Here is a 12,493-nt window from a genome sequence, read left to right on the forward strand (position 1 = left end):
GTCCTGCTGGTGGTGGCCGTGCTGGGCGGAGTGGTGGGGGGTGTGCGGGTGTGCGTGGGTCATGCCGTCACCGTAAGGCGGGTTTGCTTACCCGGTCGTCAACCACCGGATCCTCAAGGGCAAGACCTTCTTCCGCACCGCTTTCTTCTTCCCGTCGGTGACCAGCTCGGTGGCGATCAGCGTCCTGTTCCTGTTCATCTTCAGCAACTCCGGCGCGGTCAACAGGCTGCTCGCGCTCGTCGGCGTCGACGGGCCCCCGTGGTTCTCGGACGCGCGAGGCGTGCTGCACCTGTTACTGGGCTCCGTCGGCCTGGTCGATCCCGAGGCGCCCCCCGAGGCGCTGACCGGCGGCGGCCCGTTCGGGCTGTCGTGGTGGGACTGGCTGTCCGGCCCCAGCGTGGCCATGTGCACGATCATCATCCTGGTCGTCTGGACCACCTCGGGAACGTTCATGCTGATGTTCCTCGCCGCGCTCCAGGACATCCCGGTGACCCTGGAGGAGGCGAGCATGCTGGACGGCGCCACCCTCCGCCAGCGCCTGCGTTACGTGACGCTGCCGATGCTCAAGCCCACCCTGTTCCTCGTGCTGACCCTCGGCCTGATCGCCACCTGGCAGGTCTTCGACCAGGTGTACGTGATGAGCCAGGGCAAACCCGCGAAAACCACCCTGACCCCAGCCTTCCTGTCGTACCAGACGGCCTTCAAGGAGCTGGACTACGGCTCCGGCGCGGCCATCTCGTTCATCCTGTTCGTGCTCATCGTGGTGCTGGCGGCGTTCCAGCGATGGGTCATGCGCGACAAGGACGGCGGGAACGCGAAACGCCGCACGCCGCGCCAGAGGAGGGCATGATGTCCGCGGCCAAGAATCGCCTCGTCCCCCTCCGCCCGGAGCGGCCAGGCGGGATCCGCTCGCTGGTCTCCACCTTCGGCGGGTACGCCGTCCTGGTCTTCTTCTCGCTGGTCTTCCTCTACCCGTTCGTCATCCAGGTCGCCAACTCGTTCAAGACCGCGCCCGACGCCTCGGCCAGCCCGCTCTCGCCGATCCCCGACCCGGTGACGCTGGCCGGCTTCGAGCGCGTGTTCGCCGACACCGGCATGCCGCTGTGGCTGGGCAACTCGGTGCTGGTGACCGTCGTCATCACCGTCGGCCGGGTGTTCCTCGACTCCCTGGCCGGGTACGCGCTCGCCCGGCTGCGCTTCCGCGGGCGCCAGGCGCTCTTCTCGGCGATCGTCGCGATCATCGCGGTTCCGGGGGTGGTGCTGTTCATCCCGAAGTTCCTCGTGCTGAACCAGTTCGGCATCTACGACAGCTACACCGCGCTGATCCTGCCGGTGATCGCGGACGCGGCCGGCGTGTTCATCATGAAGCAGTTCTTCGAGTCGATCCCGGTGAGCGTGGAGGAGGCCGCGCGGATCGACGGGGCCGGCCGTTTCCGCATCTTCTGGTCGGTGGTGCTGCCGATGGGGCGCCCCGCCGTCATCACCCTGACGATCATCTCCTTCCAGAGCAGCTGGAACGAGTTCCCGCACACCCTGGTGGCCGTCCAGGATCCCAGCCTCTTCACACTGCCGCGCGGCCTGGCCGATCTGGTCAGCGGCTCCCTCGGGGTCGGCACCCAGTATCCGCTCAAACTCGGCGCGGCGGTGCTGGCCACCGTCCCGGTCGCGATCATCTTCGTGATCTTCCAGCGTTATTTCATCCGCGGCGCCAACGAGGGGGCCGACAAGGGGTAGCGGGGGCCCCTCGCGCTTGACCGGCCGGGACCGGGTAGGTGTGAGGGATGCTTATCTTCGGTTTGCGCACGGTGGTCCACCGGCTCGGGGTGCTGACCCTGGTCTGCCGCAACTGCGGCAACGCGGCGGCGCAGGTGCTCTCGCGGCGGGTGACCAAGTTCAGCCTGTTCTTCGTCCCGCTGTTCCCGGTGCGGACGAGGTACGGGATGCAGTGCACCTTCTGCGCGGCCTCGTACGACGTCCCCAAGGAGGAGGCGGAGCGGCCGGTGGTCCGCTGACCACCGCGTCCGGCGTGGCCACGTGGCCGGTGCGCGGCGGAGAGTCCCGGACCGCCGCGCTCCCGGAGACCGAACCCCCGCGGTCACCACGCGGGCACGCCCTGAGCAGCCGCCCTGCCAAGAACACATAGCGACATATCAGACTAAAGAAGGGAATTATCGCCAACAAGCAAAGAAGTGTTAATTATTTACATTTATAGTGATTCCGCTTTACGGTGCCGAATCAGCTGCCGCCCGGACGGTGCCCGTACGCCGCACGCGGATGCCGTGGGCGTCGGCGCGCTGGAGGCCGCCGGCGTCCACATTGGAGATCGGGATCAGGCCCTTGACCACGCCTTTCTTACCGTTTCCGGTCAGCTTGACGATCAGCATTCCCGGGTCGGTCCCGTGGGAGGAGTGCGGGTCGCCGGAGAGCGGGATCGGCCCTCGCGTCGAGGCGAAGGCCCAGTCGTGGTCGGGCGAGACGGCGAAGAGGTCGACCGTCGGGTCCGCGCTGAACCGGGAGACGAGGTCGACGGTGCCGACATGGGCACCGGTCGCCCCGTCGAAGACCTCGGCGACATTGGCGGCGCGGTCACCGGCCCAGACGTAGCGCTCCTCGTCGGAGGCGAGGACGCCGTGCGCGTCGCGGTCGGGCGAGTCGTCGTTGAGGAGCGACTGGACCGCCGGAGTGTTCGGCGGGTTGGCCGGTGAGTAACCACTCATCGGCAGCCGGAAGACGCTGAACTGGTCGAGGTGGTTGGGCGTGCCACCGCCTCCGTTCCCGAAGACCTTCCCCTTGGCCTCGATGAACCCGCAGCCGTTCGCGGGGATCCTGCTCGCGTCGTACTCCCCCACGATCGACATCGGCGTCGTGCGCCAGTCGACCACGAGCATCCCGCCGCCCCGGAGACTGACGAAGACCGGGCCGTTGTCCGAGGCGATGAACGGGCAGATCGGCGCGTTGTCCGGGCGGAGCCGGGGTGCCTGGCACGGTATCCCGTTCGGGGTGGTGCATCCGGCCAGGTCGATCGTCGCGGCCGGCTGCTGGACGAAGGTGCCGGACGCGTAGTCGGTGCTGATGCGCTCCAGCTTCTTGCCGTTCTGGTTGGAGATGACGAGGTACCTGTCGTCCTCGGTGGGCCAGAGGGCATGGGCCTGCTGGACCCCTCCCGCTCCGGCCTCGGTGAGGAAGCAGGCGAGCGGCTGCCGGGCGGCGGCGTCGAAGACGACCACGTGACCGCTGGCGACGAAGGCGAGCGCGGCGTGGGTGTCGGCCTTGTTGAAAACAATCATGTGGGGACGTACGGGGACGCTGCCGGTGCTCGCCAGGCAGAGGGACGAGGTCGCACCGCTCAGGTCCATGACGTGGACGGGCCGCGCGGCCGACAGCCGGTGGGTGACCTCAGCTCCGGAGTACACGTTGACCGCGCCGCCGTAGGAGAGCCCATCGGTGTTGGACTGGTCGACCAGCCACACCTCGTACGACTTCCCCGCCGGCGCCTGGGCCGGCGCGGCCGCTCCCAGGACGAACAGCACCAGCACCGCGACGATCGCGACCCGCCACTTCCCCATACGCCCTCCAAGGTCGTTCCAGCCGGAACATCTCCACATCCCTTCCGACCAGGCTGCTTTCTACTTTCAATCCCAGAACACCATAAGTCCAGAAATTGCTTGAACTAAAGGAAGGCAGGCGAAAAAACCTCATATTGCAGATATTGGCCACAACTCCGGCAACAAACGACACTCGCCGGCTATCGGGAATTGCATATACAGATATTTCGGTATATAGCCAGTGGCCTGGCGGCACCTCACACGACGCTCCCCGGATCTGGCGGCCGATATATTGGCGGTCATGAACTCGCTGGTCCGACGCCCTCTGGGCCAGACCGGTCTGACCGTGACACCTGTCGGTCTCGGCCTGGCCGCACTCGGCCGTCCCGCCTACATCACACTCGGCCGCGCCGAGGACCTCGGCGACGACCGCGACATCGCCGTGATGCGGTCACGTACCTGGGCCGTACTCGATGCCGCCTGGGCGGCGGGGGTGCGTTACCTCGACACGGCGCGCTCGTACGGGCGGGCGGAGGAGTTCCTCGCCGGCTGGCTGCGCGAGCGCGGGATCGCCCCGGGAGCGGTCACGATCGGTTCGAAGTGGGGATACGCCTACGTCGGCGACTGGCGTCTGGACGCCGAGCGGCACGAGGTGAAGGAACTCACCGCCGACCGGCTGCGCGTCCAGTTGGAGCAGACACGCGCGCTGCTCGGCGAGCACCTGTCGCTCTACCAGATCCACTCGGCGACCGTGGAGAGCGGCGTGCTCGACGACGAGGACGTGCTCGACCGGCTGCGCGCGCTGCGGGCCGAGGGAGTGGCGATCGGTCTGTCGACGAGCGGGCCGCGCCAGGCGGACACGATCGATCGGGCGATCGGAGCCGGACTGTTCGACACGGTGCAGTCGACGTGGAACCTGCTGGAGCGCTCGGCCGGTGAGGCACTCGCGCGGGCGCACGAGGCGGGGCTGGGCGTGATCGTCAAGGAGGGCGTGGCGAACGGCCGGCTGACCGCCCGGGCGGCGCCCGCCGCACTCCTGGCCGCCGCGCGCGAGCGGGACACCACACCGGACGCGCTCGCGCTGGCCGCCGTACTGGCACGGCCGTGGGCCGGGGTGGTGCTGAGCGGCGCGGTCTCGGCCGGGCAACTGCGCGACAACCTCGGCGCGGTCGAGACCGGCTGGGACCATGAGCTCGACGAGCGGCTCGCCGGACTGGCGGAAACCCCGGAGAGCTACTGGTCCGAGCGCGGCGCGCTTCCCTGGAGCTGAGTCCGCCGACACCGGGAGCCTCCTGCCCACCTTCGCCGGCAGTACCCGACGACCGGCGACACACCGGACCCCTTACCGGGGAACGGCCCCCTGCCGCGCTTTACGAGCCACCGAACCACGCGGATCCCGGCGTCACCGGGAAGGCGGCGCCGATCAGGAGCGTACCGATGACGATCGTGAGGGCATAGGCCTCGAGCGGGACGAGGTCGCGTTCGCCGTAGTGGGTGCGGCTGCCCGCGAAGAGGGTGAGGAAGCATTTCATCACCGTCATCCCGTTGACGCCGACGACACCGAGCAGCACGGGCCAGGCCGGCGGGAAACCGGTGACCGAGCCGTGGACCAGCAGGTGATCACCGGCGAATCCGAGGGACGGCGGGAAACCGACGCCCGCGAGGCCGCACAGCAGGAACGCGACGGCCAGGCGCGGGGTCCTGGCGAAGTTCCCATCGGGGGTCGCCAGTGACAGCGGGCCCCGCCGAGCCTCCAGCGCGGCGAGGGACATCGCGAATCCCGGCAGGGCCAGGGCCGCCGCCTGCCAGGTCAGCAGCGCCCCGGACACCGCGATCGGTGAATCGCCGCCGAGCCCGAACACGACCAGCCCGCCCTGGCTCATCATGAGGAAGGCCAGCGCCCGCCTCGCCCTGTCCTGCACCACCGCGAGCACCGCGGCCGCGACGGCGGTCAGGACACCGAGCGAGGCGACCTCCTGCGCGGGGAACGCGGAGAGCAGGTCGAGCCGGGTGAGCATGCCGAGCGGTGCGATGCCGAACGCGACCACCACCCCCATCGGAGCCCGCTCGACAAACCTGGGGTACCAGCCGTGCGCGGGCACCAGGGCGAACCTGATCACGAGCGCGAGGGCGACGAGTACCGCCCCCGCCCCCTCGTGGCCGGTCGCCGCCAGCGCGGTGCCCGCGCCGAGGAGCAGCACGCCGGGCACGTGGTAGGCGGCAAACAGGCGGGCGAGCCCGTCGTCGCACCGGCGCAGTTCGGCCCAGACCAGCCAGGCCGAGAGCGCCCACAGCGCGACCGTCGCCCCGCCCTGCCCTACGGCCCCGAAACCCGACGAGGCGGCCAGCAGGCGCAGTATCCGGGCCAGGGTCGCCGGCGGGTGTTCGGCGAGCGGGCTCATCGCGACCACCAGCAGGCCGGCCAGGCAGGTCAGGATGCCCGCGAACCTGGCGGCACCGTCCGGCACGGCCGCCACGAGCAGGCCCCACAGGTGACCTCCGGTGAGCGGGGCGAGCAGGCCCGCCAGGGGCGGCGTGGCGGACAGCGTCGCGACGGAGGCGGCGGCGGTGGCGCAGACCACCGCGATGTGGCGCGCACGCCGCCGGTCAACGGTCCTGGCGACGGCGCAGGACGCGGCCAGGAGAACGGCCGCCACCAGCAGCGGAACCAGTGCGATCATGACTTCCGCTCCCCTCGGCCACAGCTCAGCCACCGTGCCCAGCGATCGTCCAGCGAGTCGGCCCGCCGGACCAGTCGCACGAACCCGCCCACCGCGTAGTCCCGCAGCCAGGCGTCGAAGTAGCCCCTTTCCAGCGCGTACCGGTACAGCCATGCCTGCGCCGCCCGGGGAATCAGGCGCTCCAGGTGCTTTCCGGTACGCGGTAGCGGCCCGTTCGTCATCCGCTCCAGGTGGTGATGGTCGTGGATCAGGCTGGGCGCGCGCAGGATCTGGGCGCTGCGCGACACGGCGTGCGCGACCAGGTGTGCCAGCGCGAGGTAGCGCAGCCCCAGTCCGGCCTCGACCATGATCATTCCGATCTGGGTCATCGAGGCGTAGGCCAGCGCGCTCTTGATGTCGGTCTGGACACGTCCGGACAGGGTGGCGTGGACGGCGGTCAGCGCGCCGACGGCGACCACCGCGATCCGCACCGCCGTCGCCCCCGCCCACACGGACTCGGTGCGCAGCAGCAGGTACGGGCCCATGCTGACGGAGACCGCTCCGTAGCAGATGGCGCTCGACGGCGTCGGCCCCTCCATGGCGCGGGGCAGCCATCCCCCGAGGGGCACCTGCGCGGCCTTCCCCATCGCCGCCCACAGCAGCAGGATCCCGATCAGGGCCGCGTCCTGAGTGGTCGCGGGCGCCTCGAAACCCGCCCACCCTCCGTCGCGCAGGACGCCGGTGACCGTGGACATGCCGGTGGTGTGGTGCAGCCACACGACGGCTGCCGGCAGCCCCACATCGCACGCCCGGTAGGTCAGGAACGCACGCAGGGCGTGTTCCACCGGCCTTTTCCGCTCGTGGAAGAAGGCGATCAGCAGCGCCGAGGCCAGCCCCGCGAGTTCCCAGCCCGCGAAGGCGAGCTCAAGCGCGCCCGACAGGGCGACGGTCTCGACGCCGACCCCGAACAGGGCGAGGAGCAGGTAGAACCGCAGGTATCCCGGCTCCCTGTGCAGGTACCGCTGCGAGAAGACACCGATGAGACCCACCAGGAGCGCCGTGAGGGCGGCGAAGGGAAGCGAGAGCCGGTCACCCACGAGCAGCAGGTGGAACCCGTACTCTCCGCCGCCGGACCAGGCGCCCGCCGGCACCGTCACCGGCATCGTCACCGGCACCGTCAGGGCACGGTCGCCGCGCGTCACGGTGACGGCGAGCACGAGCGCTGACACCGTCGCGAGCCCGAAGGCCACGGTGACGATCGTTGAGACGGTCCGCTCAGCGCGTCCCCGGCCCCACCAGGCGAGTGCGGCCAGGAGCAGGAACGCGCCGAGGGGCAGCCCGGCGATCGCGATCAGCAGACACCGGTGTATCGCGAGGCTCACCGCGGCTCCCGGGCCCGCTGCCCGTGACCTGCAGGCTCGTGCCCGACGACAGGGAAACCCATCGGGTCGAACACGTCGCAGGCCTCGGGGGGTTCCGCCTCGAAGGCGGCCATCGCGTGGGCGCAGCCCAGATGGCCGCGCTCGCCCGCGTAGAACCGCGCGGAGCGGTCCACCACGGGGAACGCGGTGGTCTCCGGGATGTGGGGCACGAAGACGCCGTGGCGGAACACGCGCATCGCGCCGGAGTCCGGGCTCCACGCCACGAGCCGGATCCAGCCGTTCACGACGAGCCGGTTCAGGCCGGGATGGGCGCGCAGGATCGCCGCCAGGCGCTCCGGCTCGGCCTCGACGACCAGCAGCAGGCGTACCGGCTCGTGAATCTCGACCATCTGCCAGGGAAGCCCGGTCCGCAGATCCGAGGCGTGCCCGTCCATCACGCCGAGCAGGCCCGTGATGTTGTGCGGAAGCTTCGTCCCGCAGCCGTAGCCGACCGGGTCGACGTGGCTGAAGTAGTACTCCAGGTTGATGCCGGCGCAGACCGGCCCCGCCGCGAGGAGCAGGCCCGCCAGTAGTTCCCCCGAGGGATCACCGTCCGGGTCGTAGGAGACGAGGAAGGCCCGCCGGTCGAGGAAGAGCCCGCGGGTCCGCGAGCGCCGCCCCACCACGCACACCGCGTTCGTGGCGTGCCCGTACTCGGGCCGGGGTTGCCCGAGGTCCACGGCGCGGGTCCCGACGTGGACCGGCGCTTCACCGGGCGAGAGGTCCGCGGGCGCGGACTCGAAACGGCGGGACCGCTCGTGCGCGGCCAGGACGCACGCGGCGGCCACGGCCTGCTGAGCCCTGCCGACCTCCGCGCGACACCGCTCGGGCACCAGGTCCTCGTCGTAGTAGGTCATCGAGTCGTCGCAGGTGTCGTGGTACGCGCCCACGAACCAGGTGCCCTCCGGCAGGTGGATCCCCCGATCGCGGAGGTTCGCGCGTACCCCCGGGTGGTTGGCCATCGTGGCGAACGCGCGCGCGTTCGGACCGCCACGCCCGCCACCGGTGGCGCCGCAGTCGTGCGCGGACTCGTGCGGGTTGTTGAGGCTGGACGAGCCGTGCCCGACGACCAGCACCACGGGGCACAGAGCCCGGCCGAGTCCGGTGGTCCGCAGGACCGCCGACACCACGTCGGCCATCTCCGATACGGAGTAACCCCTGAGCGGGCCGTCACCGCTCGTGCCCGTGAGGACCCGTTCGACGGCCAGCCGGGTGACGGGCCCGGTGGCCGCGCCGGCCCCGAGCCGCCGGGACCAGCTGTGGGACAGGCGAGGGAGCAGGCAGCGGCCGAACAGGCCGAACAGGTGGGCGAGTCCACCCACCAGCGCGAGCGCACCACCGCGCACCAGGGTCCTGTTCCCCACCGCGACCAGCCGTCCCCAGGCGCCCCGGCGACGGTGTGGGCTCTCGCGCCGAGGGGGCCACGTCCCGCCGACCGGCTCCTCCACGACCAGATGCCGGGGCGTGACACCGACCGGGCAGAGAGGGCGCGGACGCACGTCCTCCAGCCCCCGGTAGATCATGGCGACTCCGAAGAAACCGGCGTGGCCGAAGGTCTCGGCCCGTGGGAAGTGCTCCTCCAGGTGCCGTCGCAGCGACTCCTCCCGCTCGTCTATGCAGAACACGGCCTGGAACACGGGACGGGGTGACCTTCTCGTCGCGGCGAGCGCGTGGTGCGCGGCGAGCGCGTCGAGCACCCCGATCCGATGGCGCCGCTCGTAGGCGAGGTGCAGCAGGCGGCGCCGCTCGATCCCGTCGAAGGACCTGACCTCCGCCAGCCAGGCCGCCGCATGCCCGGCGTCGGCGAACACCGCGGTGTCGACCGGCATGATCTGGGCCAGGACGAACGCCTCGTACACCAGTTCCAGGTCGGGCTCCGGAGCGAGCCGGGGAGGCCGATCGATGTCGGTGAGCGCGGCGCGACCGCCGAGGCGCTCGGCCACCACGTGGCGTGCCGCGTACGCGTCGAGGGTGAGCTGCACGGCCAGGTGGTCGACCAGCCGTGCGGGACGCGCCTCGACCGGCGAGCGGTCGGGCCGGTGCTCGAACTGGCGCGTCATGCCCGCCCAGCCGCGCAGCGACAGCAGGGTGGCCTGGATCACGGCCGCCCAGTCCCGTTCGGGCACCGCCAGTTCGCCAAGGGCCCACGCGACGGTCCGCTCGGCCGTCCAGGACTCCGCCTCCTGCCGCCTCAACTCGGGGGCCAGTCCGCGAAGGAACCGGTCGGGCGGGCCCCCGCCCCGGCCGTAAAGCCGCCGGAAGGCGCCGAGAAAGCCCCGTTCTCGTTCCGGCATCGGCCAGTAGGCGACCCCCTGATCCAGGAACGCCGCGCAGAGCCGGATCATCAGCGGGTGGACGAGTTCGTCGGGGTCCGCTCCGGTGACGGCGAGGATCCGGTCACGCGGGCGCGGCGACGGCCGCCCGGCCTCTCTCGGGGGTGGCGCCACCCGTTTCAGCCGGTTCCAGAGTCGTTCGAGCAGCTGCTCCACCGGTGCCCGCGCGCCCGATCCGGGCACCGCCGGCCCGCGCCGGTCTCGCCGGGCCTGTCGTAGCAGCTCGGCGTGGCGCCGCTCGCCGATGTGGACGGTGAACCGGGACAGCTGGGGCGTCTCGTGGAGCAGCCGGCGCAGCGCGGGGCCCCTGGGGACGTCGAGCAGGTGCCGGAGCCGTAGGGCGTGGAACTCGCGGCGTGTCGGGCCGCCCGGCACGATCGGGATGTCGCCGCCGGTCACCGGCCCGACGACCGCGTCGAGGTCTCCGCGCTGGATCCGCCCCGAACCCAGGTGGCCGTGGAAGGCCGCCTCGCTCTGGAAGGGTTCGGTGCCGAACAGCCGCGCCGCGCGGACGACGGCCTCCTCGAAGGGCAGGTGTTCGAAGGCATGCAGGGTGTTGTGGTGGACGAACGTCTGCAACGGCGCCTGCCCGGGCAGCAGGCTCGCCGCTCGCGCCACCATGTCCGCCACGGCGACACGTCGGTCCTCCCTGATCGGGTACATGACCATACCGATGTGGTTCATGCCCGCCTCCTGCGCCTGGTGGCATGCGGATGGGACGAGACGGGCCACAGCCGGTCGAGCCCTCGGAAGGTGAGGGTGGCCGCAGGCCACTCCCTGGACATCGCGTCGGTTCCGGCCAGGAAGGTGTGGTCGACCACCGCGGCGTCCTTGAGATCGATGACGATCTCGGTGATGTCCGCACCGTCGCCGCCGGCGCGCCTCACCGTACGCCGCAGGGGCAGCAGAGCCGTGAAGATGGCGGCGCCGGGAATACTGACGTGCAGCACCTGACCGGTACGGACGGCCTGCGCGCGAGGGTGGAAGAAGGCCGGGACGGGCACCCCGCGCAGCAGGTGCAGGACGAACTTCGCGGCGAGCCCGGCCGCGACGCCGACGAGCAGGTCGGTGGCGAGCGTGACGAGCATTGTGATCAGGAACAGGGCCAGCTGGTCGAGACCGACCCTCCTGGCGTGGCGGAACTCGCGGGGCGCGGCGAGCCGGGTCCCGGTGTAGACGAGCATGGCCGCCAGGACGGCGAGGGGAATGATCTGGAGCAGGCCGGGGGCCAGGCTGACGAACAGCAGCAGGAAGGCTCCATGGAAGAAGTTGGACCGGCGCGAGACGGCACCGGCGTCGATGTTGGCCCTGCTCCGGACGATCTCGGAGATCATCGGCAGGCCACCGACCAGGGACGACACCAAATTGCCCCCGCCGAGGGCGAGCAGGTCGCGGTTGAGGTCGGCGGGGCGCCTCCCCGGTGCCATGGAGTCGACCGCGAGCACCGTGAGAGTGGACTCGATGGTGCCGATCAGGGCGAACATCACCACGTACTTCAGCGAGGTCATCGTGAGAAGCATGGAGAAGTCGGGGAAGGCGACGGCGTCGAGCAGGGTGTCGGGGAGCCGGACGAGATACTCGGGGCCAAGGTGGTAGGTCATGGCCATGAAGCGGTAGTCGTGCGGGCTGTGCAGGTCGAACAGCAACCCGACCGGCACGGTCACGGCGAGCACGACCAGCGGGGCGGGCACGGCGTGGGCCCACCGGGCGCGGATCAGCGGCAGGCCGAATAGGATCGCCAGTGACACCGCGCCCAGCAGCAGGATGCGGGGGTTGGCGTGGGCGAGGCTGTGTGGAATCTCGGCGATCAGGTCGAAGGGGCGCTCGCCATGGGGTTTCACCCCCAGCATGACGTGCGTCTGCTTGGCGATGATGATGACCCCGATCGCGGCGAGCATGCCGTGCACGACCGAAGGGGACATGGCCACGCCGACGCTGGCCACCCGGCACAGCGCGAAGACGATCTGGATCAGCGCGGCGGCGACGCCGACGGCCAGCGCCCGCCGGTATCCGGCGGCGAGGTCGCCTTGGCCGAGTTCCTGGACCGCGCCCAGCGCGATCACGATGAGGCCGGCGGCCGGGCCCTTGATGGTCAGCGGGGCGCCGCCGAGCAGGCTGACCAGGACGCCCCCGATGATCGCCGTCAACACACCGGCGACCGGCGGGAACCCGCTGGCCAACGCGATTCCCAGACAGAGCGGGAGGGCGATGAGGAAAACCAGGAAACCGGATTTCAGATCCGCTTTCGGAAACGATTTCTGGAACGTGAACCGGCGCGCGGCCGGTAAGCGGTCATGGGTCTTCGGGTCTTGCCGTTCGGGCATCAGCGTGGTCCTCACGATGGCAGGGATGATCCACTCCGGCCGCGCTCGGCCGGATGCGGTGCGTACGGAGAGCGCCTGAGAACAGGTGCTCGGTACGCACAGGTGGACCACGGGCCCCGCCCGTCTTCGGACTCGTCTGGGACGGCTTGGTGCGGTGGAGTGTGACGGCGGCGTCCCGCGCCGGTTCACGCGTTCCGTCCGGCACGGCGC

Annotated in this window: 9 protein-coding genes; 4 read left to right on the forward strand and 5 right to left on the reverse strand. The window is 70.7% G+C overall.

Going from position 1 to position 12,493, the window contains the following annotated elements; all coding sequences use genetic code 11:
• The first annotated feature begins 109 nt into the window (after positions 1-109).
• From ABZ260_RS34170 to ABZ260_RS34180, 3 genes are read left to right on the forward strand one after another with little or no spacing between them, the layout of a single operon-like run.
• Positions 110-850: a sugar ABC transporter permease gene (locus ABZ260_RS34170; RefSeq protein WP_355626003.1), complete on the forward strand. Its 741-nt coding sequence runs from the start codon at positions 110-112 to the stop codon at positions 848-850.
• Positions 847-1,734 (forward strand): carbohydrate ABC transporter permease, encoded by an 888-nt coding sequence (locus ABZ260_RS34175; RefSeq protein WP_355625997.1) that lies wholly within the window; start codon positions 847-849, stop codon positions 1,732-1,734. The genes ABZ260_RS34170 and ABZ260_RS34175 overlap by 4 nt, the downstream gene beginning before the upstream one ends.
• Before the next feature lie 47 nt (positions 1,735-1,781).
• The gene (locus ABZ260_RS34180; RefSeq protein WP_355625998.1) at positions 1,782-2,012 is read left to right on the forward strand and encodes a zinc-ribbon domain-containing protein; all 231 of its coding nucleotides are present in this window, start codon (positions 1,782-1,784) and stop codon (positions 2,010-2,012) included.
• Positions 2,013-2,222: 210 nt separating this feature from the next.
• On the opposite strand, the gene ABZ260_RS34185 is transcribed toward ABZ260_RS34180, so the two are convergent.
• Positions 2,223-3,566 (reverse strand): hypothetical protein, encoded by a 1,344-nt coding sequence (locus tag ABZ260_RS34185; RefSeq protein ID WP_355625999.1) that lies wholly within the window; start codon positions 3,564-3,566, stop codon positions 2,223-2,225.
• Between the two features lie 280 nt (positions 3,567-3,846).
• Here ABZ260_RS34185 and ABZ260_RS34190 point away from each other — a divergent pair, with 280 nt between their 5' ends.
• Positions 3,847-4,815 (forward strand): aldo/keto reductase, encoded by a 969-nt coding sequence (locus ABZ260_RS34190; protein ID WP_350963924.1) that lies wholly within the window; start codon positions 3,847-3,849, stop codon positions 4,813-4,815.
• 100 nt (positions 4,816-4,915) lie between these two features.
• Here ABZ260_RS34190 and ABZ260_RS34195 read toward each other — a convergent pair whose 3' ends face one another.
• Genes ABZ260_RS34195 through ABZ260_RS34210 form a run of 4 tightly spaced genes read right to left on the reverse strand, consistent with a single transcriptional unit; the run spans position 4,916 to position 12,196 of the window.
• Entirely contained in the window at positions 4,916-6,226 is a 1,311-nt protein-coding gene (locus ABZ260_RS34195; RefSeq protein ID WP_355626000.1) for a proton-conducting transporter membrane subunit, read from the reverse strand.
• Positions 6,223-7,587, reverse strand: a complete 1,365-nt coding sequence (locus tag ABZ260_RS34200) for a proton-conducting transporter membrane subunit (protein ID WP_355626001.1) — start codon at positions 7,585-7,587, stop codon at positions 6,223-6,225. The genes ABZ260_RS34195 and ABZ260_RS34200 overlap by 4 nt, the downstream gene beginning before the upstream one ends.
• On the reverse strand, positions 7,584-10,643 hold the full coding sequence (locus tag ABZ260_RS34205) for a DUF2309 domain-containing protein (protein ID WP_355626002.1): 3,060 nt from the start codon (positions 10,641-10,643) through the stop codon (positions 7,584-7,586). Before ABZ260_RS34205 ends, ABZ260_RS34200 begins: the two co-directional genes overlap by 4 nt.
• Complete coding sequence (locus ABZ260_RS34210; protein WP_355626004.1) at positions 10,640-12,196, reverse strand: SulP family inorganic anion transporter; 1,557 nt, start codon at positions 12,194-12,196, stop codon at positions 10,640-10,642. The genes ABZ260_RS34205 and ABZ260_RS34210 overlap by 4 nt, the downstream gene beginning before the upstream one ends.
• Positions 12,197-12,493: the final 297 nt, after the last annotated feature.

This window comes from Streptosporangium sp. NPDC006013 (assembly GCF_040614275.1).
Classification (GTDB): Bacteria; Actinomycetota; Actinomycetes; order Streptosporangiales; family Streptosporangiaceae; genus Streptosporangium.

Coding starts and splice junctions, on each gene's coding strand:
- ABZ260_RS34175 (WP_355625997.1), top strand. CDS start 847: ATGATGTCCGCGGCCAAGAATCGCCTCGTCCCCCTCCGCCCGGAGCGG.
- ABZ260_RS34180 (WP_355625998.1), top strand. CDS start 1,782: ATGCTTATCTTCGGTTTGCGCACGGTGGTCCACCGGCTCGGGGTGCTG.
- ABZ260_RS34185 (WP_355625999.1), bottom strand. CDS start 3,566: ATGGGGAAGTGGCGGGTCGCGATCGTCGCGGTGCTGGTGCTGTTCGTC.
- ABZ260_RS34190 (WP_350963924.1), top strand. CDS start 3,847: ATGAACTCGCTGGTCCGACGCCCTCTGGGCCAGACCGGTCTGACCGTG.
- ABZ260_RS34195 (WP_355626000.1), bottom strand. CDS start 6,226: ATGATCGCACTGGTTCCGCTGCTGGTGGCGGCCGTTCTCCTGGCCGCG.
- ABZ260_RS34205 (WP_355626002.1), bottom strand. CDS start 10,643: ATGAACCACATCGGTATGGTCATGTACCCGATCAGGGAGGACCGACGT.